Below are 25,258 nucleotides of genomic sequence, written 5' to 3'. Positions count from 1 at the left end.
TGCAACACTCTTCGAGTTGCAAAAACGCGGCCCCATCGTTTAGCGGCCTAGGACGTCGCCCTCTCACGGCGGTAACGCGGGTTCAAATCCCGCTGGGGTCACCACGGCAACACGAGAAGAACCCCCGGTCTGACCGGGGGTTCTTCTCGTTTAACACTCGGGTGCTCGCCACGCGGCACCCGCTCGACGCATCGCGCCGATCGCCTCGTTCCCGCTCCGCCTCCCCGGGGCCGCATCCCGCCGGATCGGCGCTAGGATCGCATCCGCGAAGGGGAGTATCCCGCCTTTCCGCTCCCGTCAGTACGCACCGCCCCTGCGCGGCGCCGGGGGCGGGACGGGTGACGCGGACCGGCACGGCCGTCCGCTCCCCGGGGAGAGACTTTCGGCCCCCACCCACTCGGAAGGCCCTCATGCTCGATCTGCCCGTCTGGTTCGTGATCGGCTCGTTCGTCGTCCTGAGCCTGATCCTCGCCGCCGACCTGCTGCTGGTCTACAAGCGCCCGCACGTGCCGAGCCTGAAGGAGTCGGGGCTGTGGGTCGGCTTCTACGTGTCGCTGGCGCTCGTGTTCGCGCTGCTGATGCTGATCCTCGGCGGCGGCGAGCTGGCCGGCCAGTTCGTCGCAGGCTGGCTGACCGAGTACAGCCTCTCGGTCGACAACCTGTTCGTCTTCGTCATCATCATGGGCCGCTTCGCGGTGCCGGCGAAGCTCCAGCAGGAGGTGCTGATGGTGGGCATCATCATCGCGCTGGTCTTCCGCGGCGTCTTCATCCTGCTCGGCGCGCAGCTCATCGAGAGCTTCAGCTGGATCTTCTACCTCTTCGGCGCGTTCCTGGTCTACACGGCCTGGAACCAGGCGTTCGGCGCGGAGGACGAGGACGAGGGCACCGACAACCTGCTCATCCGGCTCCTGCGCCGCCGCGTCAAGATCTCGGACTCGTTCGACGGCTCCAGGATCCGCACCACGATCGACGGCACGCGCCACTTCACGCCGATGCTGATCGTGTTCCTCGCGATCGGCTCGACCGACCTGCTCTTCGCGCTCGACTCGATCCCGGCGATCTTCGGCATCACCGAGAGCCCCTTCATCGTGTTCACCGCGAACGTCTTCGCGCTGATGGGGCTCCGCCAGCTCTACTTCCTGCTCGGCGGGCTGATCGACAAGCTCGAGTACCTCAAGTACGGGATCGCGTTCATCCTCGCCTTCATCGGCGTGAAGCTCGTCCTGCACGCCCTGCACGAGAACGACCTGCCCTTCCTCAACGGGGGCGAGCCGGTGCCGGTGTGGGACATCGACACGATCACCTCGCTCGTGGTCATCGTGCTGAGCATGACCGTGGCGACGCTGGCGAGCCTGGCGAAGATGCGCCGCGAGCACCGCCACATCCAGCTGCACGACGGGCACCCCGAGGTCGTCGCGGACGACGCCCGGTCCTCCGCCGAGGAGAAGTGATCCCGCGATGACGACGACCACGGTCGACCTGCCCCAGGGGGCGCTGCGGCTCGCCGTCAGCAGCAGCACCGACGTCGGCGCCGTCCGCCGCGTCAACGAGGACGCCCTCCTCGCCGACGAGCTGCTCCTGGCAGTCGCGGACGGGATGGGCGGGCACGCACGAGGGGACCTCGCGAGCGCAGCCGCCGTCGAGGCGCTGCGCGAGAACCGGCCGACGAGCCTGGGTCCGGTGGACGCGGTGTTCGACCTGGTGGAGGGCGCCAACACGGCCGTGCGCGCGCTCGACGTGGGCGGTGCGCTCTGCGGCACGACGCTGACCGGGCTGATGCTCGTGCTCCCCGAGCCCGCGGGCCCGGCCCGCTGGGCGCTGTTCAACGTCGGGGACTCCCGCGTCTACCGCTGGGACGGTGCCGAACTCCAGCAGCTGACGGTGGACCACTCCGCCGTGCAGGAGCTCGTCTCGGCCGGCCTGCTCACCCCCGAGTCGGCGGAGTCGCATCCCGACCGCAACATCGTCACCCGCGCCCTCGGCGCCGACGAGGAGGTCGAGACGGACGTCTGGACGCTGCCCGTCGTGCCGCGCGCCAGCTACCTGCTCTGCTCCGACGGGCTGACGAAGGAGCTCTCCGACCAGCGGATCGCCGCCCTGTTCGCCCGCCGCGACTCCGGCGACTCTGCCGACCTCGCTCAGGCGCTCGTGCGTGCGGCGGTCGAGGCCGGCGGACGGGACAACGTCACCGTCGTCGTCGTCGACGCCGTGCTCGACGCCCGCGCCTGAGCCGGGCGACTCCGTGCCTCGCCCGCCCGGGAGGCGGGGGAGCGCGGTGCTATTCTCGGTCCATGCTGAGTGGCCCGCGCCTCCTTCCGTGCCGCGACGAGACCTCGAACTGACGGCCTCCCTCGTCGCGGTGCCTCGCCCGGCCGAGCAGCGACTCCAGGAGGAGAAGGAACCGTCATGATCGAGACCACACCCGGCACAGCCGCGCCCGCGTCGAGTGGAGCAGGGACCGGCAGGAGAGCCGAGAAGCCGCGCACCCTCGCCGAGAAGGTCTGGGACGACCACGTCGTCGTCGCGGGCGAGAACGGCGCTCCCGACCTGCTCTACATCGACCTGCACCTGCTGCACGAGGTGACCAGCCCGCAGCCGTTCGACGGCCTGCGTGCCGCGGGGCGCCCGCTGCGCCGGCCGGACCTCACCATCGCCACCGAGGACCACAACACGCCGACCCTCGAGATCGGACGCCCCATCGAGGATCCGATCAGCCGCACCCAGATCGACGCGCTGCGCCGCAACGCCGGCGAGTTCGGCGTCCGCCTGCACTCCCTGGGCGACGTCGAGCAGGGCATCGTGCATGTCGTCGGCCCCCAGTTGGGCCTGACGATGCCCGGCGTCACGGTGGTCTGCGGCGACTCGCACACCTCCACGCACGGCGCGTTCGGCGCGATCGCCTTCGGCATCGGCACGAGCGAGGTCGAGCACGTGATGGCGACGCAGACGCTGCCGCTGCAACCCTTCAAGACGATGGCGATCACGGTCGAGGGCACGCTGAAGGAGGGGGTGACGGCCAAGGACATCATCCTCGCGGTCATCGCCCGCATCGGCACCGGCGGCGGCCAGGGCTACATCCTCGAGTACCGCGGCTCCGCGATCCGCGCGCTCTCGATGGAGGGCCGGATGACGATCTGCAACATGTCGATCGAGGCGGGTGCGCGGGCCGGCATGGTCGCGCCGGACGAGACGACCTTCGCCTACCTGCACGGCCGCCCGCACGCTCCGGCGGGCGAGGACTGGGACGCCGCGGTCGCCTACTGGCGGACGCTGCCGAGCGACGAGGGCGCCGTGTTCGACGCCGAGGTCGTGATCGACGCCGACGCGCTCGAGCCGTTCGTCACCTGGGGCACGAACCCCGGCCAGGGCGTCTCGCTCTCGCAGGCGGTACCGGACCCTGACGTCCTCGACGATCCGAACGAGCGCGCCAGCGCTCTGCGAGCGCTGGAGTACATGGCGCTGGAGCCCGGCACGCCGATGAAGGAGATCCCGGTCGACGTGGTCTTCATGGGCTCCTGCACCAACTCGCGGATCGAGGACCTGCGGGCCTTCGCTGCCGTCGTCGAGGGGCGCACCAAGGCCCCCGGCGTCCGCGTGATGGTCGTCCCCGGCTCCGCCCGGGTGCGGCTCGAGGCCGAGGCCGAGGGGATCGACCGGATCGTCACCGCGTTCGGCGCGGAGTGGCGCTTCGCCGGCTGCTCGATGTGCCTCGGGATGAACACCGACCAGCTCGTCCTGGGGGAGCGCGTGGCCTCCACGTCCAACCGCAACTTCGAGGGTCGTCAGGGCAAGGGGGCGAAGACCCACCTCGTCTCGCCCCTCGTCGCCGCGGCCACGGCCGTGCGCGGCACCCTCTCCAGTCCCTCCGATCTGGAGCCGGTCCGCGAGAGAGCAGGAGTCTGACCGTGCAGAAGTTCGAGACCGTCACCGCGATCGCCGCGCCCCTGAAGCGCGCCAACGTCGACACCGACCAGATCCTCCCCGGCATCTACCTCCGCCGCATCACGAAGACCGGCTTCGAGGACGCGCTCTTCCACGGCTGGCGGCAGGACGCGGACTTCGTCCTCAACCAGGAGCGCTACCGCGGCGCCGGCATCCTCGTCGCCGGCCCCGACTTCGCCATCGGCTCCAGCCGCGAGCACGCCGTCTGGGCGCTGCGCGACTTCGGCTTCCGGGTCGTCATCTCCCCCCGCTTCGGCGACATCTTCCGGGGCAACGCCGGCAAGCAGGGACTGCTCGCGGCCGTCGTCTCGGAGCCCGACGTCGAGCGGCTGTGGGAGATCATCGAGGGCACCCCGGGAATAGAACCGACGGTGGATCTGGTTGCGCGTACGGTCACCGCCGGTGGCGAGACCTTCGACTTCGAGATCGACGACTACACTCGATGGCGCCTGATCGAGGGCCTGGACGACATCGGCCTGACCCTGCGCGACGAAGCGCTCATTTCCGAATTCGAGACCCGCCGCGAGAGCTGGCGGCCCAAGACATTGCCGGTGAAATAGCGTGAACACACTTCTTCAGGACGCCAAGGCCCTGCAGGACGCAAAGGCGTCGGGAGCACGGGTGGGAATGACGACCGAGCGGATCACCATCAACGGCGGGCGACCGCTGGTGGGCCGGATCGAGCTCAAGGGGGCCAAGAACCTGGTCACCAAGGCGATGGTCGCGGCGCTGCTCGGCGAGACCGCCTCCACCCTCCGCGACGTGCCCGACATCAGCGACGTCCGCGTCGTGAAGGGCCTGCTCGAAGTCCACGGCGTCAAGGTGAAGCAGGGCGCCGAGGTGGGCGAGCTGATCCTCGACCCCTCCAACGTCGAGTCCGCGCACTTCGCCGACATCGACGCGCACGCCGGCTCCAGCCGCATCCCGATCCTCTTCTGCGGCCCGCTGCTGCACCGCCTGGGCGAGGCGTTCATCCCCGACCTCGGCGGCTGCCGCATCGGCGACCGCCCGATCGACTACCACCTCGAGGTGCTGCGCAACTTCGGCGCCGTCGTCGAGAAGCTGCCCTCGGGCATCCGGATGTCGGCACCCGAGGGCCTGCACGGCGCTAAGGTGTCGCTGCCGTACCCGAGCGTCGGAGCGACCGAGCAGGTCCTCCTGACCGCGGTGCGCGCCTCCGGCATCACCGAGCTCTCGGGCGCGGCGATCGAGCCCGAGATCATGGACCTGATCAACATCCTGCAGAAGATGGGCGCCATCATCTCGGTCGACACCGACCGCGTGATCCGCATCGAGGGCGTGGACCGGCTCACCGGCTACTCCCACCGCGCGCTCTTCGACCGCAACGAGGCGGCCTCCTGGGCGGCCGCGGCCCTCGCGACCGACGGCGACATCTTCGTCGGCGGCGCCCGCCAGCAGGAGATGACCACCTTCCTCAACGTCTTCCGCAAGGTCGGCGGCGCGTTCGAGATCGCCGAGGACGGCATCCGCTTCTACCACCCGGGCGGCGAGCTCAAGCCGGTCATCATCGAGACCGACGTGCACCCCGGCTTCATGACCGACTGGCAGCAGCCGCTGGTCGTGGCGCTCACGAAGGCCAAGGGCGTCTCGATCGTGCACGAGACCGTCTACGAGCAGCGCTTCGGCTTCGTCGACGCGCTCGTCGAGATGGGCGCGACCATCCAGATCCACCGCGAGTGCCTCGGCGGGCAGGCCTGCCGCTTCGGGCAGCGCAACTTCATGCACTCGGCCGTGATCTCGGGACCCTCGAAGCTGCACGGCGCCGACATCGTCGTGCCGGATCTGCGCGGCGGCTTCTCGCACCTGATCGCGGCGCTCTCGGCCGAGGGCACCTCGACGGTCTCGAACGTCGGCATCATCAGCCGCGGCTACGAGAACTTCCTCACCAAGCTCGAGCTGCTGGGCGCCGACTTCTCGCTCGACGCGTAGCCGCCCACCGGGACCCCGGTGCCGCTGAGGACGACCGTCCTCAGCGGCCCGGGGTCCTGTCGCGCCCGGGCGCGCCCCACGCGGGCGGTTCCGCGTCCTCCTCCAGGCGTCCCCGGATCCGCTTCTCGAGGAGCGCGAGCGTCGTCTCCGGCGCGGGCCGGAGGCTCAGCGGTCCGGGCGACTCGACCAGGACCAGCGTGAGGCGTCCGCGCCGCGTGCCGGCCAGGACGACCTCGAGGGCCTCGCGCGGACGCAGGCCCACCAGCACCCACCGGCGCTCCAGCCGCGCGATCCGCGCCCAGGGCACGACGACGCCCCAGTCGCCGAAGGAGACGGTCAGTCCCCGGCGGCGCGGCACGACCACCGCGTAGGGCCGCAGCGTCGGCAGCGGGAACCGCGGCTCGACACGACGGGGCCCGCTCCGAGCCGGCCGCGTCCGAGGACCGCGACGCCGCCGGTCGCCTCCGCCTCGACGTGGGCGAGCGGTGCCACCGCCACGCGCCAGAGGGCGTCGACCCCGCCGATCACGAGGGCGACGGCCGCCGAGCCGCCGACGAGGACCGCGAGCGTCAGCAGGAGGCCGTCGCCGAGCGCGGCCGCGTCGCGTCCGGCCTGCGTGGCGAGCAGCACGACTCCCCACACGAGCAGGAGCACCAGGCCGGACTGCGCGATCGGCGAGTCGGCGAGGCGGCCGAGCGCTCGGCCGACGGCTTCCCACGGCGACGGGCGGCGACGCGGACGGGGCGTGCCGGTACCGTACCCGGCGGCCGGGCCGCTCCTCCCACCGCGGGGCCCCGCTGCTCCCGGGCGTGGGGACGCGGCCCCTCCGATGCGGGATGCGAGGATGGGCGGGTGTCTGAGCGAAGCCGTCCGTCCATCTTCTGGTTCCTCGCGGCGGCGGTGATCCCCGTGATGACCGCCTCGGTCGACCTGCGGATCCGGAACGGCGACAGGATCCCGAGCACCGGAGCCTTCGTGTTCGCGCCGAACCACTACAGCGAGATCGACCCGATCATCACGGGCTGGACCCTGTGGCGCGCCGGCCGCGCACCGCGCTTCCTCGCCAAGGCCTCGCTGTTCTCGGTGCCCGTGCTCGGCTCGATCCTGCGCGGCTCCGGGCAGATCCCCGTCGAGCGCTCGGGCTCGGTCCGCGGCAGCGAGCCGCTGAAGACCGCCAAGGCTCTCGTGGACGAGGGCCGCTCGGTCATCATCTACCCCGAGGGCACCCTCACCCGCGACCCCGAGCTCTGGCCGATGCGCGGCAAGACGGGAGCGGTGCGGATGGCGCTGCAGTACGGCCTGCCTGTCGTCCCGGTCGCGCACTGGGGCGCGCAGCAGCTGATGGGCCGCTACTCCAAGCGGATCACCCTCTTCCGCCGCAAGCGCGTCGACGTGATCGTCGGCGACCCCGTCGACCTGTCCGCCTTCCGCGGACGCAGCCTCGACTCCGCCACACTCAACGAGGCCTCCGCGGTCGTGATGGCGGCGATCACCGCCCTGGTCGAGGAGCTGCGCGGCGAGGCGGCGCCCGAGAAGCGCTGGAACCCCTCCGAGCACAACCAGAAGGGCACGGGTCGCTTTGAGTCCGAGCAGTAGGAAGGCGCCCATCCCCGTGCCCCGCCGTGTCGCCGTCCTCGGCGCCGGCAGCTGGGGCACCACGTTCGCGAAGATCCTCGCCGACGGCGGCTCCGACGTCGTGATGTGGGCGCGCCGCGCCGAGCTGGCCCGCGAGATCACCGAGGCCAAGCGCAACAGCGACTACCTCCCCGGCATCAACCTCCCGCGCAACATCCGGGCCACGCCGCGCATCGAGGAGGCGCTGGAGGGCGCGGACCACGTCTACCTCTCCATCCCGTCGCAGTCGCTGCGGAGCAACCTCGAGGCGATCACGCCGTTCCTCACCGAGCGCACGGTGCTGGTGAGCCTGATGAAGGGCGTCGAGAAGGGCACCGGCCAGCGGATGAGCGAGGTGATCGCGCAGATGCTGCCGGTCTCTCTCGACCGGATCGCCGTCGCCTCCGGGCCCAACCTCGCCCTCGAGATCGCCAAGGAGCAGCCGACCGCGGCGGTCATCGCCTCCGAGAGCCTCGTCACCGCGCAGGAGGTGGCTCTCGCGGCGACCAACCGCTACTTCCGCTCCTACGTCAACACCGACGTGATCGGCACCGAGTTCGGCGGCGTGCTGAAGAACCTCATCGCCGTGGCGATCGGCATCGTCGACGGCGTCGGCTACGGCGAGAACACGAAGGCATCGATCATCACGCGCGGTCTCGCCGAGATGACCGACTTCGCGGTCGCGTACGGCGGACGGGCCGAGACGATGGCCGGACTCGCTGGGCTCGGCGACCTCATCGCGACGTCGAGCTCGTCCCTCTCGCGCAACAACACGGCCGGGCGCCTGCTCGGCCAGGGCTACAGCTTCACCGACGTGGTGAAGTCGATGCAGCAGACGGCGGAGGGGCTCGCCTCCGTCGCGCCGGTCCTCGAGCTGGCGCGCGCCAGGGGAGTCGACATGCCCATCGTCGAGCAGGTGTCGCAGGTGCTCGCCGGTACGCTCGATCCGAAGGACATCGCGCCGCACCTGACCACGGATTCGGACGAGCCACAGGGTGAGAGGAACCTCGATGACCAGCAAGCTCCGCGTGGCCGTTCTGTTCGGGGGGCGCTCCAGCGAGCACTCGATCAGCTGCGCAACGGCGGCCGGGGTGCTGCGGGCGATCGACCGTGACCGCTTCGAGGTGATCCCCGTCGGGATCACCTCCGACGGCGCCTTCGTGCTCGAGGAGGACCGTCCTGAGAAGTTCGCTCTCGATGCCGCGTCGCTGCCCCGCGTCGAGGACGACGGCTCCCGTGTGCGCTGGCCGGAGTCGGCCCTCTCGCGTGAGCTCACCGTGACGACCGAGGACGGCGCGACGCGCTCGCTCGGCGAGGTCGACGTGGTGCTGCCGATCCTGCACGGCCCGTGGGGCGAGGACGGCACCGTCCAGGGGATGCTCGAGCTCGTCGGGCTGCCCTACGTCGGCTCGGGCGTGCTCGCGTCGGCGCTCGGCATGGACAAGCACTTCACCAAGACGGTGCTGCGGGCCGCAGGCCTCGCGGTGGCGCCCTGGTACCTCGTGACCGAGGCGGAGTGGCGCGCCGACCCGGGCGACGCCTCCTCGGCCCTCGACGAGCTGGGCCTGCCCGCGTTCGTGAAGCCGGCGCGGGCCGGCTCGAGCGTGGGCGTCAGCCGGATCGACGAGCGCGAGCAGCTCGAGGCCGCGCTGGAGGAGGCGTTCGCGCACGACTCGCGGGTGCTGATCGAGTCGGGCATCGTCGGCCGCGAGGTAGAGATCGGCGTGCTCGGCGGCCGCCGCGGTGCTCCGGCCCGCGCCTCCGTCGCCGGCGAGGTGGTCGTCACCGGCCGCGGCTTCTACGACTTCGAGGCGAAGTACCTCGGGGCGTCCGGCATCGAGCTGGTCTGCCCGGCCGATCTCACCGACGGCGAGCTCTCCGAGATGCGGTCCCTCGCGATCCGCGCCTTCGACGCGATCGGAGCCGAGGGCCTCGCCCGGGTCGACTTCTTCCTCACCGCCGACGGCTTCGTCGTCAACGAGATCAACACCATGCCCGGCTTCACGCCGGTCTCGATGTTCCCGCGCATGTGGGGCGCGAGCGGCGTGGACTACCCGGACCTGATCAGCGAGCTGCTCGACTCGGCGCTCGACCGCGTCCCGGTCGCCGCCCGATGACGTCGGCGCTCGCGCTCCGCGTCGAGGCGGGCGCGGCCGCGGCGCCCTTCGAGCAGATCCGTGAGCAGATCACCGCTCTGATCGCCGCGGGCGAGCTGCCGGTCGGCACGCGGCTGCCGCCGGTGCGCGCGCTGGCCGAGACGCTGGGCGTCGCCGCGGGGACGGTCGCCCGCTCCTACCGGGAGCTGGAGTCGGCGGGCCTGGTCGAGACGCGCGGCCGTGCGGGCACGGTCGTCGCGGGAGGCGTGGACGCGCTGGAGCGCGAGCTGCAGGCCGCGGCCGCCGTGTTCGCGTCCCGCGCGCGCGAGCTGGGGGCGACCTCCGATGGTGCGCTCACCGCAGCGAGTCGAGCCCTCGGCGTCTGACGCTGAAGCTCAGCCGGTGGGCGTGTCCGTCGGATCGAGGGTGTCGGCGTCCGAGACGTCGGTGCACTCGCGCGTCTGCGGGACGTAGGAGACGGCGTTCGCCAGGTCGAGCGCGGCGGAGGATCCGGACGCGCGGCTCTGGTCGACGGTGATCTCCACCGCGGGATCGCGACCGTAGGTGGTCAGCGTGTAGATGTCCTCGTCCTTCTGCGTCTCGTCGATGATCCAGTCGACTCCGCTGACGTTCACGCAGAGGTCCGTCGTCGGGCCGGGCACCTCGACTCCGCAGTGGAGGATGACGGCGGCCGGGGTGCCCCAGGCGGCGGTGCCCTGAGCGTTCGTCTCGCGCTCGGGCTGCTCCGCGACCACGTCGGGCAGGCGCACCGAGACCTCCGCGCAGCCGGTGCTCGTCGCATCGGCGGCGGGCTCGAGGGCGACGCTGGCCGAGCAGCCCGAGAGCAGCAGGACGGCGGCGGCGGCGAGAAGGGGGGAGCGGAGTCGGCGGGGGGACATCGCCGTCAACGCTAGCGTGTGAACCATGGCAGAGGATCGGAGTCCCACCCTGGCCGAGCTCAGCGAGGGCGAGGTGCTCGCGAGGGTGCTGGCCCGGCTCGGCGGCCCGGGCGCGGAGACCCTGGTCGGGCCCGGCGACGACTGCGCGGTGCTGCGCGCTCCCGACGGCCGCTTCGTGGTGACCACGGACATGATGGTGCACGGCCCCGACTTCCGGCTGGCCTGGTCGCGCCCGGCGGACCTGGGCTGGAAGGCGGCGGCCTCGAACCTCGCCGACGTCGCGGCGATGGGGGCCCGTCCCACCGGGCTCGTCGTCGCGCTCGCGGCACCCCAGTCGCTGGGCGTCGACGTGCTGGAGGGGATCGCGGGCGGCCTCGCCGCCGGCTGCGCCGCGATGGCGCCGGGATGCGGAGTCGTCGGGGGAGACCTGTCCGCCTCCGCGACGCTGACGCTCTCGATCACGGCGTTCGGCTCGCTCGACGGACGACCGCCGGTGCTCCGCAGCGGTGCGAGGCCGGGGGACGTGCTCGCCGTGGCCGGTCCGCTGGGACGAGCGGGGCTCGGGCTGCGCCTGCTGTTCGAGCAGGCGCGGCGGGACGGGGAGCCGTCGGCCGACCTCGCCGCCCGGCTCCGCGAGCGGCATCCGTCCCTCCTCGAGGCGCAGCTGCGCCCGACCGCGCCGATCTCCGCGGGCGAGGCCGCGGGCGGGACCGCCACCGCGATGATGGACGTCTCGGACGGCGTGGTGCTCGACGCCCGTCGGATGGCGCGTGCGAGCGGAGTGGCGATCGACCTCGATGCCGCGGAGGTCGACGTGCACGCGCGCGGGCTCACGGGCGTGGAGGGCGTGGACCTCGACCTGGCGAGGGCGTTGGTGCTGGGAGGCGGCGAGGACCACGCGATGCTCGCGTGCTTCCCGCCCGCCGCGGCGCTGCCGGAGGGCTTCGTCCCGCTCGGGGTCGTCCGCGAGGGGGACCCGGAGGTGCGCCTGGGCGGGGTCGCGCTCGAGGGGCGCGGGGGCTGGGACCCGTACCTCGGCTGGGACGGCGCGGCGGGCTGAGGCCGGTCAGCCGGCCGCGGAGGAAGCGGGCGAGACGGGCGACGCCGGTGAAGCCCACCAGATCGTGGTCTCGCCGTAGTCCTTCCTCCGCTCCCGCTCCAGACCCGCGGGCCAGCGCGGCTCCGGGCTGCGGGAGCTCCGCTCCACGACGACCACCGCGTCCTCGCGCAGCAGCGGCAGCACGCCGGCGAGATCGGCGGCGAGGTCGTCCTCGCCGAGGTCGTAGGGCGGGTCGAGGAACACCGTGTCCGTGTTGAGGGCCGGGGACCCGTCGAGGAAGGAGCGGACCGAGCCGGTCACCACCTCGATCCGCGGGGCGGGCCGCTTGTTCTTGGCAGCCGCGGTCACGATCGCCCGTGCGTTCTCGCCCGCGGTCCGGGCGGCCTTCGGGTCGCGCTCGACCAGGACGACCGCGCTCGCTCCGCGGCTGGCCGACTCGAGCCCGAGGGCGCCGGAGCCCGCGTAGAGGTCGACCACCGTCGCGCCGTCGAGGGCGTCCCGGGCCTCGAGGGCCGAGAAGACGGCCTCGCGCACGCGGTCGCTGGTGGGGCGGGTGCCCGCGCGCGGGACCCGGAGGGTGAGCGAGCCGGCGAATCCGGCGATGATCCTGGTCACCGGATCGAGCATAGGGCGGCACCCCTGCCCACGGCGTCCGGCGGCCGCCGCGCGCTCCCGCCTGGCGGCACACTGCGAACTCTCGGAACCTGGACCCTTTTCCCGTCAGGACTGCGAGAATCCCTAGCTATGACGTCGCTCGAAGACACCCGCTCCGCTGTCGGCCGCCGAGCGGCTCCCGAGACGCCCCTGACCCGCGAGGAGTTCACGGCGCACTGCGGCGCCGTCCTCGGGAACCTCACCCGCGTGATCGACGGCAAGTCGGCCGAGGTCTCGATGGCGCTGACGGTGTTCCTCGCCGGTGGGCACCTCCTGATGGAGGACGTCCCCGGCACCGGCAAGACGGTCCTGGCGAAGTCGCTGGCGGCCTCGGTCGGCGGCAGCGTCGCGCGCATCCAGTTCACGCCCGACCTGCTCCCCTCCGACGTCACGGGGGTCTCGGTCTACAACCAGGCGACCCGCGACTTCGAGTTCAAGCCGGGCCCGGTCTTCTCGAACATCCTGATCGGCGACGAGATCAACCGGGCCTCGCCCAAGACGCAGTCGGCGCTGCTGGAGTGCATGGAGGAGCGCCAGGTCTCGGTCGACGGCACCACCCACCTCCTCCCGCGCCCCTTCGCCGTGATCGCGACGCAGAACCCGGTCGAGATGGAGGGCACCTACTCGCTGCCCGAGGCCCAGCGCGACCGCTTCATGGCCCGCCTCTCGCTCGGCTACCCCGATGAGCGCGCCGAGCTCGAGATGATCCGCACCCGCGACTCGGCCAGCCCGCTCGAGGAGCTGCGGCCCGTCGTGGGCCTCGCCGAGCTCGAGCGGATGATGGCCTACGTGCGCTCCGTGTACGTCGCACCACCCGTGCAGGAGTACGTGGTGGCGATCATGCAGGCCACGCGGGTCGACCCCGAGCTGCGGCTCGGGGGGAGCCCGCGCGCCACGCTCCAGCTGATCGCCGCCGCGAAAGCTCTCGCCGCCCTCAGCGACCGCGACTTCGTGGTGCCGGACGACGTCGACGCGCTCGCCGTCCCCGTGCTCGGCCACCGCCTCCTGCCCGCCACGCGCCTCCCCGGCCGCTCCGGCGCCGGATCCTCGCACTCGGTCACCGAGATCGTGCAGCGCATCGTCGCGGCCACCCCCGTCCCCTTCGGCAACCGTGGCGACTGAGGCCCGCGCCGCCGAGACGCCGTCGTCCCGTCTCGGCGGTCTGCCCGCGCTCCGCGGGGTCGCGCTGACGCTGCGCGGCTGGGCGCTCGTTCTGCTGGGCGTCGCGGGAGTGGTGATCGCGCCGCTGACAGAGTTCCGCGAGCTGCTGTTCGTCGGCCTGGTGCTGCTGGGCCTGCCCCTGGGCGCGCTCGTCTCCCTGCTCCTGGCGCCGGCGTCGTTCCGAGTGCAGCGCCGCTTCGCTCCCCAGACCGTCGCGGCCGGCGACGTGGTGGAGGTCGACGTGCTGCTCGAGAACCGCGGCCGCGCCGTCCGCAGCGGGGCGCGCGCCCACGACCGGCTCGAGCGCGTGGAGCGCGGGGTCGTCGTCGGCCGGCCGGTCGCCGAGGGCGTCTTCGGGCTGCCGGGCGTCCCGTCGGGCGGCCGCGTGCGCGCCCGCTACCGTCTGCCCGCCGAGCGGCGCGGGATCCACCGCATCGGCCCGCTGCGCCTGGTGCGCGGCGACGGCCTCGGGCTCGCGCTCCGCGAGAGCGTCGTGGGGGCTGCGCAGCCGTTCGTCGTGACTCCGCGGGTCGTGCCGCTCCAGAGCGACGTCCTGGACGCGCACGGAGCAGGCGGATCGAGCCCGGTCGCGCACGCGACGGCCGGCGCCGGCACGGACGACGTGATCCCGCGCGACTACCGCCCGGGGGACGCCATGCGCCGGGTGCACTGGCGGGCGAGCGCCCGCTCCGGTGAGCTCATGGTCCGCCAGGACGAGCAGAACACCGATCCGCACGCGTGGATCCTCCTCGAGACCCGGGCCGAGCGCGTGCTCGAGCGGCGCGGCGACGACCGGCTCGAGTGGGCGGTGTCGATGACGGCCTCCCTCGCCGTGCACCTGCTCGACCGCGGCTTCGAGACCCACCTCGTCGAGACGGGTGCGGACGGCGAGCCGGAGCACTCGGAGGACGAGCGCGAGGTGGCGCACGACGTGCTGCTGCGCCTGGCCGAGCTGGCGCCCTCGCGCGAGTCGGTCGACGCGGTGACCCGGATCTCGGCCGACATGCGCGACACCGGGGGAGTGCGACCGGTCTTCGCCGTCCTCACCCGACTCCTCGAGTCGGACCTCGACGCCCTCGGCTCCCTGGCCGCGCAGTCGCGCCCCGCGATCGCCTTCGTCGTCGCCGGCACCGCTGAGGAGGAGGCGGCTCTCGCCTCGCTCGGCTGGTACGCGGTGTCCGTCGACCCGAGTGCCTCCGTCGAGGAGGCGTGGGCGCAGGCCCTCGCTCTGCGGGTGGTGGCGTGAGCCGCCGCGTCGAGAGCGATCCGCGCGCCGGGTCGGCTCCTCTGAGCGGTCTGCTCTTCCTCGCGATCACGGCCGCCGCCGCCGGGATCGGGCGGCTCCTCGTCGGCGTCGACTGGCTGGTGCTCCTCGCGAGCGCGGTCGCCGTGGTGCTCGGCGTCCCGGCCGCCGCCCGGGCTCTGCGCGTGCACCCCGTCGTCCCGCCGATCCTCGGCACGCTGACGATGGTCGGCGTGCTGACCGCGATGTTCGTGCCCGGTCGGGCCCTGCTGTTCGTGATCCCCACGCCCGGCGCCGTCGCGCAGGCGGAGGCGCTCGCGCAGGGCGGCTTCCAGTCCATCGCCCAGCAGGGGCTCCCGGCCATCGCCGACGACGGCATCTCGTTCCTCCTGATCGGCGGGGTGGTCGTGCTCGCCTGGGCGGCCGACCTGTTCGCCTTCTCCGTCCGCCTCCCCGCCCTGGCCGGTCTGTTCCCTGCGGCGCTGCTCGCGGTGCCGGCGATCGTGGACCCCTCCGAGGTGTCCTGGGCGAGCCTCGTCGTCACTGCGCTCGCCTACGCGGGCGTGCTCGCCGCCACGGCCGCCCCTCGCCGCCCGAGCGGCCCGAGCGCGGCCGCGGCCGTGCTGCCCGCCTTCGCGGCCGTGACCGTCGTCGTCCTGGGCGCGGGAGTCGTCGCCGGGTCGGCGGCAGGCTACGCGCGCACCACCGCCCCCTCGGGCGTCTCCGGCAGCCTCTTCAACGGCGCGATCGACCCGGTGGTCGCTCTCGGCGCGGACCTGCGCCGCCCGAACCCCGTGACCGTGCTGCGCTACGCCACCGACTCCGACCTGCCCGTCTACCTCCGCGTGCTGACCGTCTCGGACTTCGACGGTGACGACTGGGCGCCGAGCGAGACGGAGCAGACCGCTCCGATCGAGGCGCCGATCGCGCCCGAGGGGCTCTCCGAGAGCGTGCCGCGCGAGGCGGAGGAGGTCGACGTCTCGGTGGAGACGCTGCGGAGCCAGTGGCTCCCCGTGCCGTATCCGGTCTCGTCGCTGACGGGCGTCGGCGACGGCTGGCTCCAGGACGTGCAGGACGGCTCGATCCGCGGCGACGCGACGACCCGCTCCGGAGACGACTACCAGGTGCAGGCGCTGCGGCTCGAGCCCGACCCGCAGCAGCTGCTCGCCGCGCCCGCGCCGTCCGGCGTCGACCGGTACCTCTCGCTCCCCGACGACGTGCCCGAGATCGTCCGCACCACCGCCGAGGAGGTCACGGCGGAGGCTCCGACCGCCTACGACCGGGCGCGCGCGCTGCAGACGTACTTCCGCTCGTCCGAGTTCCGCTACTCCGAGGACACCCCCGCGGAGGAGGGCTACGACGGCGACGGAGTCGGCGTGCTCTCGGCGTTCCTGACGACGAAGGAGGGCTACTGCGTCCACTTCGCCTCGGCGATGGCGGTGATGGCGCGCGAGCTCGGGATCCCGTCGCGGCTCGCCATCGGCTACCAGCCCGGCTCCGTCGTGCCCTCCGGCGGCAGCGACCTGACCACCTACCGCGTCCTCTCCTCCGACCTGCACGCCTGGCCCGAGCTGTACTTCGAGGGAGTCGGCTGGCTGCCCTTCGAGCCGACGCCCAGCCGCGGCGCTCCGGCCTCCTACACCCTGCCGAGCGCGACGGCGTCCTCGGGCCCCACCGCCCCGGGCTCGACCGCGACCACCGCGCCCGGTGCGACCAGCGCTCCCGCCGCGACACCCACTCCGACGGCCGCGTCGGCGACGCCGACCCCCGGTGCCGTCGGCGCCTCGAGCACCACGGCGGCTCCCGCGGCCACGCTCTGGGTGCTGCTCCTGCTGCTCGTGCTCGTCCCCTGGCTGATGCGCGCCGTCCAGCGCGCGCTGCGGCGCCGGTCCGCGCGCTCCGGCTCCGTCGAGGCCGCGTGGGCCGAGCTGCTGGCGACCGCCCGCGACCTGGGCGTCCCCGTGGAGGACACGGAGTCTCCGCGCGCGCAGGAGGCCCGCATGGCTCCCGCCCTCGACCCCGGAGCGGCGGCACGTCTGCAGGGGCTCCGGGAGCGCGTCGAGCGCCGGCGCTACTCGCCGTCCGCGAGCGAGTCGGAGGCGTGGGACGACGCGACCGCCGTGGCCGCCGCGCTCCGCGGCTCCGCGAGTGCCGGTCGTCGGGTGCTCGCGTCGGTCGTGCCCCGCTCGGCGCTGGACCCGGTCGCCCGGCTCGCGCGTCCGAGGTCCGACCTATGATCGCTAGGTGATCCCGGACCCCCTCGACGCCTCGCTCGCGCCGCTGATCGGGCCGCGCACGGCGAGCGCGGTCGAGAAGGCCTTCGGGTACCGCACGGTCGGCGAGCTCCTGGGCCACTACCCGCGCCGCTACGCGAAGCGGGGCGAGCTGACGGCGCTCTCGCGTCTCCCCGTGGGAGAGAGCGTGACGATCGTGGCGGAGGTGCGCGAGGTGCGCGAGCGGCCGATGCGCAACCGGCGCGGCACCCTGCTCGAGGTCGTCATCTCGGACGGCTCGGGCACGCTCTCGCTGACGTTCTTCGGACAGCCCTGGCGCGCGGCGAAGCTCCACCGCGGCGTGCGCGGGATCTTCGCGGGCACGGTCTCGATGTTCCGCGACACCCCGCAGCTCACGCATCCCGACTACCGCCTGTTCGACGACGAGGAGGCCGCAGCGACGGAGACGGGAGGCGGTGAGCTCGCGAAGGACTGGGCCGAGCGGCCGATCCCGATCTACCCGGCGACCAGCGCGATCTCGAGCTGGCAGCTCCAGGCCGCGATCGGCGTGCTGCTGGACGGCTTGCGCGACGTGCCCGACCCGATGCCCGAGCAGGTGCGCGCCGGCCGCTCGCTGCTGGGCCTCGGCGAGGCGCTGGAGCTGATCCACCGCCCGCAGCGGGAGGGCGAGGAGGCGCAGGCGCGCGAGACGCTCCGCTTCCACGAGGCGTTCCTCCTGCAGCTCGCCCTGCTCGAGCGCCGGGCCTCGGCGCGCAGCAGCCCCGCGACCGCCCGCGTGCCCGGCCCCGGCGGGCTGCTCGAGCGCTTCGACGCCGCGCTGCCCTTCGCCCTCACCGGGGACCAGACCGCGGTGGGGCACGAGATCGCCGCCGATCTGGCTGCCGAGAGCCCGATGACCCGGCTGGTGCAGGGCGAGGTCGGCTCCGGCAAGACCCTCGTCGCGCTCCGGGCGATGCTCGCCACGGCCGAGAGCGGCGGGCAGGCGGCGCTGCTCGCTCCCACCGAGGTGCTCGCGGGGCAGCACCTCCGCTCGATCGCGAGGACCCTCGGCCCGGAGCTCGCGGCCGAGCTGGTGCCGACCCTCCTCACCGGCGGGCTGGGGGCGGCGCAGCGCCGCGCGGCCCTCCTCCGGATCGTCTCGGGCACGGCGAAGATCGTCGTCGGCACGCACGCCCTCCTCGGCGACGCGGTCTCCTTCTACGACCTGGGCCTCGTCGTGATCGACGAGCAGCACCGCTTCGGCGTGGACCAGCGGGACGCTCTGCGCCGGAAGGGCGCCACCCCGCCGCACGTGCTGGTGCTGACGGCCACGCCCATCCCGCGGACCGTCGCCATGACGGTCTTCGGCGATCTCGACACCTCGACCATCCGCGAGCTGCCCGCCGGGCGCCCCGGCATCACGAGCCACGTGGTCCCGCTCGCCGACCACCCCGCGTGGATCGCGCGGGCCTGGGAGCGCGCCGAGGAGGAGATCCGCTCGGGGCACCAGGTCTACCTCGTCTGCCCGGCGATCGAGCCGGGGGAGCCCGCCGAGGGCGCGCAGCCGCCCGAGGAGGACGCCGCCGCGCCGCTCACGACCGTCGCGGCCACGCTGGAGGGCGTGCGCGCGCATCCGCTGCTCGGGAAGCGGCGGTCGGCCGCGCTGCACGGGCGGATGACGACGGAGGAGAAGGACGCCGTGATGCGCTCCTTCGCCGCGGGGGAGATCGACGTCCTGGTGTCGACGACGGTCATCGAGGTCGGCGTGGACGTGCCGAACGCCTCGATGATGGTCGTGCTCGACGCGGAGCGGTTCGGGGTCTCGCAGCTGCACCAGCTCCGCGGGCGCATCGGGCGCGGCGGCGTCGCGGGGGTGTGCCTGTTCGTGACGGCGGCGGAGGCGGGGACGGTCGCGCGCGAGCGGGTGGAGGCGGTCGCCGCGACGCTCGACGGCTTCGCGCTCGCCGAGGTCGACCTCGAGCTGCGCCGCGAGGGCGACGTGCTGGGCGACTCGCAGTCCGGCGGGCGCTCGTCGCTCCGCCTGCTGCGGGTGGTGCAGGACGCGGACGTGATCGTGGAGGCGCGGGCGCTGGCCGAGCGGCTCCTCGCGGAGGACCCGTCGCTCGCCGCGCACGACCGGCTCCGTGCCGCGCTCGCGCGCCGCGTGCAGGACCGCGACCGGGAGTTCCTCGCCAAGAGCTAGGCGGTGCCCGCCCGCTACTCTGTCGGCATGGCCCGCATCGCCGTCGTCCCCGGCTCCTTCGACCCCGTGACCCTCGGTCATCTCGACGTGATCGAGCGGGCCGCGCGCCTGGTCGACGAGCTGCACGTCGTAGTGGTGCACAACCCCGCCAAGACCGCGCTGCTGCCGATCGCCCAGCGCGTCTCGCTCATCGAGCAGTCGATCGCGGAGGCGGGCGTCGAGGGACGGATCGTCGTCGCCTCGTGGAGCATGGGCCTGCTCGTCGACTACTGCACCGACGTCGGCGCGAGCATCCTGGTGAAGGGCATCCGCTCGCAGGTCGACGTGGCGTACGAGACCCCCATGGCGATCGTGAACCGCAACCTCGCGCACGTCGAGACGGTGTTCCTCCTGCCCGATCCCGCGCACGCCCACGTGTCGAGCTCGCTGGTGCGGCAGGTCTCCTCCCTCGGCGGCGACGTCGCCCCCTACGTGCCGCCCGCGGTCGCCGCGTACCTCGCCGCCGGCTGAGGCGCCGCCGATGGTCCACTCGGGTGATCTCGGGCCGTGGACCCGTGCGCCCGCGGCAGCCGGGAGAATGGACCGGTGAGCGAGACGCGCGTGCAGGCCTGGGCCCTCGACGGCATCCCGGAGGTGACTCCCGGTGACGACCTGCTCGAGCTGATCCTCGCGGCCGTCGCCGCCGCCGCCGAGGAGGACCGGCCCGCGGACGGCGACATCCTCGTCGTCACGAGCAAGATCGTCTCGAAGGCGGAGGGGCGCGTCGTCGCCGCGGCCGACCGCGAGGACGCGATCACGGCCGAGACCGTCCGCGTCGTCGCCACCCGGGCGCACGGCTCCGGCGTCACCCGCATCGTGGAGAACCGCCTCGGGATCGTGCAGGCGGCGGCCGGAGTCGATGCCAGCAACGTCGCGGAGGGGACGGTCCTCCTCCTCCCCGTCGACCCGGACGCCTCGGCGCGGGCCCTCTGCGCGGGCCTCCGGGAGCGGCTCGGCGTGGAGGTGGGCGTGCTCGTCAGCGACACCCTGGGCCGCGCGTGGCGGGTCGGGCAGACCGACGCGGCCATCGGGGCCTCCGGCGTCCTCGTGATCGACGACCTCCGCGGCGGAGTCGACGCCCTGGGGCGCACGCTGGGAGTGACCATGCCGGCCGTCGCGGACGAGATCGCCGCGCTCGGCGACCTGGTGAAGGGCAAGGCGAGCGGACGCCCCGTCGCCGTCGTCCGCGGGCTCGCCCGCCTGGTGACGGGAGTCGAGAGCCCGGGTGCCCGCACGCTGACCCGCACGGGCCCCGACGACATGTTCCGCCTCGGCGCCGACGAGGCCTTCGCCGAGGGCTTCGCGGCCGGAGCAGCCTCGCGCGAGGAGCGCGCGTGACCGGCTGGAGCGCGGTCGTCGTGTTCAAGGGCCGCGGCGGCTCGAAGACGCGCCTCGACGTGCCGGGCCGCGCGGCGCTGGCCGAGGCGTTCCTCCTGGACACGCTCGCCGCCGTGGCCGCCGCGGAGCCGGTGGCGAGCCTTCTCCTGGTCACCTCCGACGCCGGTGCGGCCGACCGCGCACGGGCGGAGCACCCGCAGCTGGTGGTGGTGCCCGACCCGGGGACCCTCGACGCCGCCGTGTCCGGGGGGGCCGAGGCCGCCCTCCACCGCCGGCCGGGCGCCCCGGTGATCGTGCTGACCGGGGACCTGCCCGCCCTGCTGCCGTCGGACCTCTCCGAGGCGCTCGCGACGCGGTCGCTCCCGGCCGTCGTCCCGGACCGCGAGGGGAGCGGCACCACGGCGCTCCTGCTGGCGGCCGGAGCCCTCGTCGCTCCGGCGTTCGGCTCGGGCTCGCTGGCCCGGCACCGCGACGCGGGCTGCGCGGTCGTCGTGCTGCCCGGCTCGTCGACGCTGAGGCTGGACGTCGACACGCTCGCCGATCTCGAAGACGCGGAGGAGGCCGGCGTCGGCCCGCACACCTCCCGCGCGCTGGCCGCAGCGGCCTGACGCGCAGGGAGTCCGAGCCGCGGACGCGGTCAGCCGGCGAGCAGCCCCGCCTCGAACGCCGCCGTCAGGCCGGCGTCGATCGCGAGCGGTGCGCCGTCGACCGAGCGGACGGGGATCGCCCGCCGGGTGCTCGACACCAGCCACGCCGCATCGGCACCGGTGAGCGCCGAGACCGGCAGCTCGCGGCGCGACGACGCGAGCCCGCGGCGCTCGCCCAGCGCGAGGACCCGCTCGACCGTCGTGCCGGCGAGCACGCTGCCCGAGAGCGGCGTCGCGAGCACCCCGTCGCCGAGGAGCACCAGGCTCGACGTCGCTCCCTCGAGGAGCAGCCCGTCGCTCGTGCGCCAGACCACGTCGTCCGCGCCCCGGGACGCCGCCTCGCGCAGCGCCGCCCGGGTGACGGCGCCCGAGGTGGTCTTGACGCCCGGGAGCAGCCACGGCGCGAGCGGACCGCTCGCGTACCCGCGGTCCAGCACGACGACGGCCGCGCCCTTCTCCCGGAGCGCGCTCGAGTCGGGAGTCGGAGCCGCGCGCACGGTGCACCGGGCGGAGTCGCTCGAGCCGTGGGCGGCGATGAAGCGGACCGTCAGGTCGTCGACCCGGTCGTGCTCCGCCACGGCGAGGTCGACCGCTCGGGACCAGAGGGGCGCCTCCGGGATCGTCAGCCCGACGGCCCGGGCCGATCCGGCCAGCCGCGCGAGGTGCTCGCCGAGCGCGCGGGGACGTCCGTCGAGGACCGCGACGGTCTCGAAGACCCCGTCGCCGCGGAGGTAGCCCGCCTCGTCGACGCGGACGAGCGGACCCTCCGGGTCGCGGAGGACGACGGCGCCGGAGGTGATCTCGACCAGGACGGGGGTGCTCATCCGCCCATCCTGCCCCCGGCGGAGCCTCAGCGGGGGAGGAGGCCGCTCGCCACGTCGGACGGCTCGACGATCTCGCGCCACGGCTCCGGCCGGAGTCCTGCCGAGCCGAGCACGTCGGCCCCGGCGAGGAGATCCACGTCGAGACCGGTCAGCTCGCCGATCGCGGCGACCGGCAGCTGGAACGTCCTGAAGCCGCCGAGCGGCACCAGGCCCTCGCGCACCCGCTCCACGAGCTCGCTCTGGTCGAGCAGGTACGCGCTCGTCGCGAGCGTCGATCCGTCCGGGCTCCACGCCGCGATCTTCCAGAAGTGGCGGGGGATGCCCGTACCGCGGTAGACCGGGTCGTCGTCCGCGAGCACGGGCCCGGTGAAGACGCTCAGGCGCGTGCGCCAGGTCTGCGCGTACTCGAGCACCAGCGTCTCGAGCCCGAGCCACAGCTCCTGCGACTGGTTGAAGCCGCTCGCCTGGGGCGCGGCGTTCGTGTAGCAGAAGCTGTCGCGGTTGGCCGCGGCGGCCTCGTCCCGGTCGCCCCAGACGGGGTCGCGGCGGCGGACCAGGTGGCCGCGGTCGAGGTCGTTGCGGGCGTACACCTCCGGCCCGGTCTGCTCGGAGGCGGGGATGCGGTCGTCGAGGTGCCAGTCGTCGCCACGGCCGAGCTCGACCAGGCGCGCGCCGTCGATGTTCACGGCCGTCGAGACGGCCAGGCGCCGCTCCGGATCCAGCAGCACCTCGAAGTGCGTGTACGGCAGGAGCCGCACCGGGCGCTCGACCCTCAGGCGCGGCGCACCCGCGGGGACGCCGAGGAAGTCCGCGTCGAAGCTCACTCCTCGACCTCCGCCGTCGGAGTCGCCGTGGCTGTCGCTGTCGGGGTCGCCGTGGGCGTCGCCGGGGGAGCCTCGGTCGCGGGGACTCCCGTGCCGGTCGGAGCCGGAGCCGGTGCCTGGGTGGCGGGAGCCGGGACCTGCGAGCCGTTGCTGATCAGCAGGGCGATGTCGGAGTAGCGCGCGACGGTCGTGCCCGCGGCCGGGTCGGTGCCCGCCACCACGCCGGCCGGGAGCGACGAGTCGATGGTCGCCCCCTCCTCGACGTCGAAGCCGAGGTCCTCCAGCGCCTCCGTGGCGTCGTCGACCGAGCGGCCGGAGACGGTCGGCACGGCGATCTGGCGGCCGTTCAGCAGGGCGCTGCTGGGCTCCTCGAAGTCGTCTCCGCCGTACTTCTGGTCGGCGCGGGTCATCACCGAGTTCCAGATGTAGTGGCGGATGTTGGAGGCGTACGGGCGGCTCTCGAGCTCCGAGTTCGGGAAGCGGACCTCGCGCATCGAGGTGTGGCCGTCGATGTTGCCCACCCAGACCACGGTCGCGACGCGCGAGCTCGCCCCGTCCATCCAGGTCGATTCCGCGTTGTCGGTGGTGCCCGTCTTGCCGATGTGCTCGATGCCGTCGTCCGGGTCGGACTGGGCGGCCGTGCCGCCGGTGACGACGCGCTGCAGGGCGTAGTTCGCGACCGCCGTCAGCTCGGGGCTGAGGGCCTGGTTGCAGGTGGAGGTCGGCGGCTGGACGGCGGCGCCGGTCGCGTCGGTGATCGAGTCGATGGCGATCGCGGAGCAGGCGGTGCCGTTGTTGGCGAAGCCGGCGAAGGCGGTGACCATCGAGAGGGGGGAGATGAGCGTGTCCGAGCCGAGGACGGCGGACGGCTTGTAGTCGACCTCGCCGCCGTCGGCCGCCTTCACGCCGAAGCCGACCGCGCGATCGCGGATCGCGCAGAGGTCGAGCTGCTGCGCCATCGAGACGTAGACGGTGTTGATCGACTGCATCGTGCCGGTCAGCACGCTGTAGCTGCCGTTCTCGCTGTCGTCGTTGTTGACCTCGTAGGAGGTGTCGAGCTCGCCGCCCGGTGCGCAGCTGGCGGGGAAGCCCGAGAAGGTGCGCTCGCGGCCGTTGATCGTCTCGTTCAGGGTGCGTCCGCTCGCGAGCCACTGCGCGAGCGTGAACACCTTGTAGGTCGATCCGACCTGGAACCCGGCGGAGCCGCCGTAGGCCGTGTCGGTGTTGAAGTTGACGGCGGAGAAGTTCGCGCCGTTCACGGCGCCGGCCGCGTCGTAGTCCTTGTTCTGCACCATCGCCAGGATCCGGCCGGTACCGACCTCCATCGAGACGGTCGCGCTGCCGATGTTGGTGTCGAGGGTGGGGACCTTGGGGACGGCGTTGTTCGTCGCGTTGGCCGCGGTGTCCTGCAGGTCGCGGTCGAGCGTCGTGTAGATCTTGTAGCCGCCGCGCTGGAAGTTGGCGAGGCGGGTGTCCGCGTCGTCGCCGAACGCCGGGTCGTTCTGGACGACGCGGGTGATGTAGTCGCAGAAGAAGGCCGCGTTGCCGGCGGTCTGGCAGCCGGTGGGCGTCTGCGTGATCGCGGGGACGACCTCCTCGGCGACGGCGGCGTCGTGGTCGGCCTGCGAGATCTTCCCCTCCTGCAGCATCTGGTCGAGGACGTAGTCGCGGCGGATCTTGTTGTCCGGGATGTTCTCGGGCTGGTCGATCCTGAGGCCGTTGGGGTTGTTGACCGTGGCGATCAGGCTGGCGGCCTGCGCGAGGCTCAGGTCGGCCGCGCTGGTCGAGAAGTAGTACTCGGCCGCCGCCTGAATGCCGTAGACCTGCCCGCCGAAGCCCGCGATGTTGAGGTAGCCGAGGAGGATGTCGTCCTTGCTGTACTTCTTCTCGAGGTCGACGGCGAGCTTCATCTCCTTGAGCTTGCGGCTCGGAGTGGTCGCGGTCGCCTCCTCGTAGGCGGCCTCGGAGGCCGCCTCGTCGGTCGCGCTCAGCGACTCCGCCTTCTGCACGAGGACGTTCTTGACGTACTGCTGAGTGATGGAGGATCCGCCCTGGAGGTCCCCGCCGACGATGTTGCTGAGCACCGCGCGGATCGTGCCCTGCAGGTCGACGCCGCCGTGGTCGTAGAAGCGCGGGTCCTCGGTCGAGACCGCCGCGTCCTTCACGGACTGGCTGACCTGGTCGAAGGCCACCTCCTCGCGGTTCTGCGCGTAGAAGGAGGCGAGCAGCTCGTCCGAGCCGTCGGTGCGCTTCGCGTAGATCTCGGTCTTCTGGGCCAGCTGGCCGAGCTCGAGGTACTCGGGCACCGTCTCGAACAGCCCGATCGGGTTGTTCTCGGCGAGACCGGTGACGGCGAGGGCGGGAGTGACCCCGACCGTGATCAGCAGGCCCCCGGCGAGGCTGGCTCCGACGATCCCGAGGACCCGGGCGAGCACGCCGCCGCGGGCGGTTCCTTGCGCAGACATGGCTACGAGAGTAGGCGACGAGTCTGGATCCGTCGTGCGGCCGCGCTCGGGGGCCCTGATGCCCGCCCTCCCGGCCCCGGGAGCGG

General features: G+C 73.3%; 24 protein-coding genes and 1 tRNA gene. 18 read left to right on the top strand and 7 right to left on the bottom strand.

Annotated elements, in window-relative coordinates:
* Nucleotides 1-28 precede the first annotated feature (28 nt).
* The 6 genes from C5C29_RS00220 (at nt 29) to murA (ending at nt 5,892) form a co-directional block, all read left to right on the top strand.
* Nucleotides 29-104 (top strand) — tRNA-Glu (locus C5C29_RS00220).
* A gap of 306 nt (nt 105-410) precedes the next feature.
* Complete coding sequence (locus tag C5C29_RS00215) at nt 411-1,451, top strand: TerC family protein (protein WP_104223086.1); 1,041 nt, start codon at nt 411-413, stop codon at nt 1,449-1,451.
* Between the two features lie 7 nt (nt 1,452-1,458).
* Complete coding sequence (locus C5C29_RS00210) at nt 1,459-2,229, top strand: PP2C family serine/threonine-protein phosphatase (RefSeq protein WP_104307891.1); 771 nt, start codon at nt 1,459-1,461, stop codon at nt 2,227-2,229.
* 177 nt (nt 2,230-2,406) lie between these two features.
* A complete protein-coding gene (gene leuC / locus C5C29_RS00205; RefSeq protein ID WP_104223088.1) occupies nt 2,407-3,903 on the top strand; it encodes a 3-isopropylmalate dehydratase large subunit in 1,497 nt (498 codons plus the stop codon).
* A gap of 2 nt (nt 3,904-3,905) precedes the next feature.
* On the top strand, nt 3,906-4,502 hold the full coding sequence (gene leuD / locus C5C29_RS00200) for a 3-isopropylmalate dehydratase small subunit (RefSeq protein WP_104223089.1): 597 nt from the start codon (nt 3,906-3,908) through the stop codon (nt 4,500-4,502).
* 67 nt (nt 4,503-4,569) lie between these two features.
* On the top strand, nt 4,570-5,892 hold the full coding sequence (gene murA, locus C5C29_RS00195; RefSeq protein WP_181067970.1) for a UDP-N-acetylglucosamine 1-carboxyvinyltransferase: 1,323 nt from the start codon (nt 4,570-4,572) through the stop codon (nt 5,890-5,892).
* 40 nt (nt 5,893-5,932) lie between these two features.
* Here the strand turns inward: murA and C5C29_RS00190 are convergent, their stop codons facing one another.
* Nucleotides 5,933-6,250: a hypothetical protein gene (locus C5C29_RS00190; protein ID WP_146082227.1), complete on the bottom strand. Its 318-nt coding sequence runs from the start codon at nt 6,248-6,250 to the stop codon at nt 5,933-5,935.
* On the bottom strand, nt 6,229-6,546 hold the full coding sequence (locus C5C29_RS00185; protein ID WP_104223092.1) for a hypothetical protein: 318 nt from the start codon (nt 6,544-6,546) through the stop codon (nt 6,229-6,231). Before C5C29_RS00185 ends, C5C29_RS00190 begins: the two co-directional genes overlap by 22 nt.
* A gap of 258 nt (nt 6,547-6,804) precedes the next feature.
* Between C5C29_RS00185 and C5C29_RS00180 the strand changes: the two genes are divergently transcribed.
* The 4 genes from C5C29_RS00180 to C5C29_RS00165 are packed head-to-tail and all read left to right on the top strand — an operon-like array spanning nt 6,805 to nt 9,988.
* Complete coding sequence (locus C5C29_RS00180) at nt 6,805-7,488, top strand: 1-acyl-sn-glycerol-3-phosphate acyltransferase (RefSeq protein ID WP_104307916.1); 684 nt, start codon at nt 6,805-6,807, stop codon at nt 7,486-7,488.
* Between the two features lie 16 nt (nt 7,489-7,504).
* The gene (locus tag C5C29_RS00175; RefSeq protein ID WP_181027083.1) at nt 7,505-8,620 is read left to right on the top strand and encodes an NAD(P)H-dependent glycerol-3-phosphate dehydrogenase; all 1,116 of its coding nucleotides are present in this window, start codon (nt 7,505-7,507) and stop codon (nt 8,618-8,620) included.
* A complete protein-coding gene (locus tag C5C29_RS00170) occupies nt 8,517-9,623 on the top strand; it encodes a D-alanine--D-alanine ligase family protein (RefSeq protein ID WP_104223094.1) in 1,107 nt (368 codons plus the stop codon). Before C5C29_RS00175 ends, C5C29_RS00170 begins: the two co-directional genes overlap by 104 nt.
* Nucleotides 9,620-9,988 carry a GntR family transcriptional regulator gene (locus C5C29_RS00165; protein ID WP_104223095.1) on the top strand — a complete coding sequence of 123 codons (369 nt, stop codon included), beginning with the start codon at nt 9,620-9,622 and terminating at the stop codon, nt 9,986-9,988. The genes C5C29_RS00170 and C5C29_RS00165 overlap by 4 nt, the downstream gene beginning before the upstream one ends.
* 9 nt (nt 9,989-9,997) lie before the next feature.
* On the opposite strand, the gene C5C29_RS00160 is transcribed toward C5C29_RS00165, so the two are convergent.
* The gene (locus tag C5C29_RS00160) at nt 9,998-10,501 is read right to left on the bottom strand and encodes a DUF3515 family protein (RefSeq protein WP_104223096.1); all 504 of its coding nucleotides are present in this window, start codon (nt 10,499-10,501) and stop codon (nt 9,998-10,000) included.
* Between the two features lie 25 nt (nt 10,502-10,526).
* On the opposite strand from C5C29_RS00160, the gene thiL reads away from it, so the two are divergent.
* Nucleotides 10,527-11,561, top strand: coding sequence for a thiamine-phosphate kinase (gene thiL / locus C5C29_RS00155; RefSeq protein WP_104223097.1), 1,035 nt, complete (start codon nt 10,527-10,529; stop codon nt 11,559-11,561).
* A gap of 6 nt (nt 11,562-11,567) precedes the next feature.
* On the opposite strand, the gene C5C29_RS00150 is transcribed toward thiL, so the two are convergent.
* A complete protein-coding gene (locus C5C29_RS00150) occupies nt 11,568-12,176 on the bottom strand; it encodes an RsmD family RNA methyltransferase (RefSeq protein ID WP_104223136.1) in 609 nt (202 codons plus the stop codon).
* A gap of 129 nt (nt 12,177-12,305) precedes the next feature.
* On the opposite strand from C5C29_RS00150, the gene C5C29_RS00145 reads away from it, so the two are divergent.
* The 7 genes from C5C29_RS00145 to cofC all read left to right on the top strand — a co-directional run bounded on the left by C5C29_RS00145 (nt 12,306) and on the right by cofC (nt 21,020).
* Nucleotides 12,306-13,337 (top strand): MoxR family ATPase, encoded by a 1,032-nt coding sequence (locus tag C5C29_RS00145; RefSeq protein WP_104223098.1) that lies wholly within the window; start codon nt 12,306-12,308, stop codon nt 13,335-13,337.
* Nucleotides 13,327-14,622: a DUF58 domain-containing protein gene (locus tag C5C29_RS00140; protein WP_104223099.1), complete on the top strand. Its 1,296-nt coding sequence runs from the start codon at nt 13,327-13,329 to the stop codon at nt 14,620-14,622. The genes C5C29_RS00145 and C5C29_RS00140 overlap by 11 nt, the downstream gene beginning before the upstream one ends.
* Nucleotides 14,619-16,856: a DUF3488 and transglutaminase-like domain-containing protein gene (locus tag C5C29_RS00135; protein WP_104223100.1), complete on the top strand. Its 2,238-nt coding sequence runs from the start codon at nt 14,619-14,621 to the stop codon at nt 16,854-16,856. The genes C5C29_RS00140 and C5C29_RS00135 overlap by 4 nt, the downstream gene beginning before the upstream one ends.
* 7 nt (nt 16,857-16,863) lie before the next feature.
* Entirely contained in the window at nt 16,864-19,035 is a 2,172-nt protein-coding gene (locus C5C29_RS00130) for an ATP-dependent DNA helicase RecG (RefSeq protein WP_374953258.1), read from the top strand.
* Between the two features lie 27 nt (nt 19,036-19,062).
* On the top strand, nt 19,063-19,545 hold the full coding sequence (gene coaD / locus C5C29_RS00125; RefSeq protein ID WP_104223138.1) for a pantetheine-phosphate adenylyltransferase: 483 nt from the start codon (nt 19,063-19,065) through the stop codon (nt 19,543-19,545).
* 75 nt (nt 19,546-19,620) lie between these two features.
* Nucleotides 19,621-20,412: a coenzyme F420-0:L-glutamate ligase gene (locus C5C29_RS00120; protein ID WP_258062224.1), complete on the top strand. Its 792-nt coding sequence runs from the start codon at nt 19,621-19,623 to the stop codon at nt 20,410-20,412.
* Nucleotides 20,409-21,020 carry a 2-phospho-L-lactate guanylyltransferase gene (cofC, locus tag C5C29_RS00115; protein ID WP_104223101.1) on the top strand — a complete coding sequence of 204 codons (612 nt, stop codon included), beginning with the start codon at nt 20,409-20,411 and terminating at the stop codon, nt 21,018-21,020. Before C5C29_RS00120 ends, cofC begins: the two co-directional genes overlap by 4 nt.
* Before the next feature lie 29 nt (nt 21,021-21,049).
* Here the strand turns inward: cofC and C5C29_RS00110 are convergent, their stop codons facing one another.
* The 3 genes from C5C29_RS00110 to C5C29_RS00100 are packed head-to-tail and all read right to left on the bottom strand — an operon-like array spanning nt 21,050 to nt 25,172.
* Nucleotides 21,050-21,883, bottom strand: coding sequence for an aminotransferase class IV (locus tag C5C29_RS00110; RefSeq protein ID WP_104223102.1), 834 nt, complete (start codon nt 21,881-21,883; stop codon nt 21,050-21,052).
* 26 nt (nt 21,884-21,909) lie between these two features.
* Nucleotides 21,910-22,707, bottom strand: a complete 798-nt coding sequence (locus C5C29_RS00105; RefSeq protein WP_258062225.1) for a DNA/RNA non-specific endonuclease — start codon at nt 22,705-22,707, stop codon at nt 21,910-21,912.
* Nucleotides 22,704-25,172: a transglycosylase domain-containing protein gene (locus C5C29_RS00100; RefSeq protein ID WP_104223103.1), complete on the bottom strand. Its 2,469-nt coding sequence runs from the start codon at nt 25,170-25,172 to the stop codon at nt 22,704-22,706. The genes C5C29_RS00105 and C5C29_RS00100 overlap by 4 nt, the downstream gene beginning before the upstream one ends.
* Nucleotides 25,173-25,258 lie beyond the last annotated feature (86 nt).

The sequence above is a fragment of the Rathayibacter sp. AY1H2 genome (assembly GCF_002931985.1).
GTDB lineage: Bacteria > Actinomycetota > Actinomycetes > Actinomycetales > Microbacteriaceae > Rathayibacter.
This window is presented reverse-complemented; position numbering and strand designations above follow the sequence as displayed.

What these genes read in the sequence shown, in the direction of transcription:
- C5C29_RS00215 (WP_104223086.1), top strand. Translation starts at nt 411, where the DNA reads ATGCTCGATCTGCCCGTCTGGTTCGTGATCGGCTCGTTCGTCGTCCTG.
- C5C29_RS00210 (WP_104307891.1), top strand. Translation starts at nt 1,459, where the DNA reads ATGACGACGACCACGGTCGACCTGCCCCAGGGGGCGCTGCGGCTCGCC.
- leuC (WP_104223088.1), top strand. Translation starts at nt 2,407, where the DNA reads ATGATCGAGACCACACCCGGCACAGCCGCGCCCGCGTCGAGTGGAGCA.
- murA (WP_181067970.1), top strand. Translation starts at nt 4,570, where the DNA reads ATGACGACCGAGCGGATCACCATCAACGGCGGGCGACCGCTGGTGGGC.
- C5C29_RS00180 (WP_104307916.1), top strand. Translation starts at nt 6,805, where the DNA reads ATGACCGCCTCGGTCGACCTGCGGATCCGGAACGGCGACAGGATCCCG.
- C5C29_RS00170 (WP_104223094.1), top strand. Translation starts at nt 8,517, where the DNA reads ATGACCAGCAAGCTCCGCGTGGCCGTTCTGTTCGGGGGGCGCTCCAGC.
- C5C29_RS00165 (WP_104223095.1), top strand. Translation starts at nt 9,620, where the DNA reads ATGACGTCGGCGCTCGCGCTCCGCGTCGAGGCGGGCGCGGCCGCGGCG.
- C5C29_RS00160 (WP_104223096.1), bottom strand. Translation starts at nt 10,501, where the DNA reads ATGTCCCCCCGCCGACTCCGCTCCCCCCTTCTCGCCGCCGCCGCCGTC.
- thiL (WP_104223097.1), top strand. Translation starts at nt 10,527, where the DNA reads ATGGCAGAGGATCGGAGTCCCACCCTGGCCGAGCTCAGCGAGGGCGAG.
- C5C29_RS00145 (WP_104223098.1), top strand. Translation starts at nt 12,306, where the DNA reads ATGACGTCGCTCGAAGACACCCGCTCCGCTGTCGGCCGCCGAGCGGCT.
- coaD (WP_104223138.1), top strand. Translation starts at nt 19,063, where the DNA reads ATGGCCCGCATCGCCGTCGTCCCCGGCTCCTTCGACCCCGTGACCCTC.
- C5C29_RS00110 (WP_104223102.1), bottom strand. Translation starts at nt 21,883, where the DNA reads ATGAGCACCCCCGTCCTGGTCGAGATCACCTCCGGCGCCGTCGTCCTC.
- C5C29_RS00100 (WP_104223103.1), bottom strand. Translation starts at nt 25,172, where the DNA reads ATGTCTGCGCAAGGAACCGCCCGCGGCGGCGTGCTCGCCCGGGTCCTC.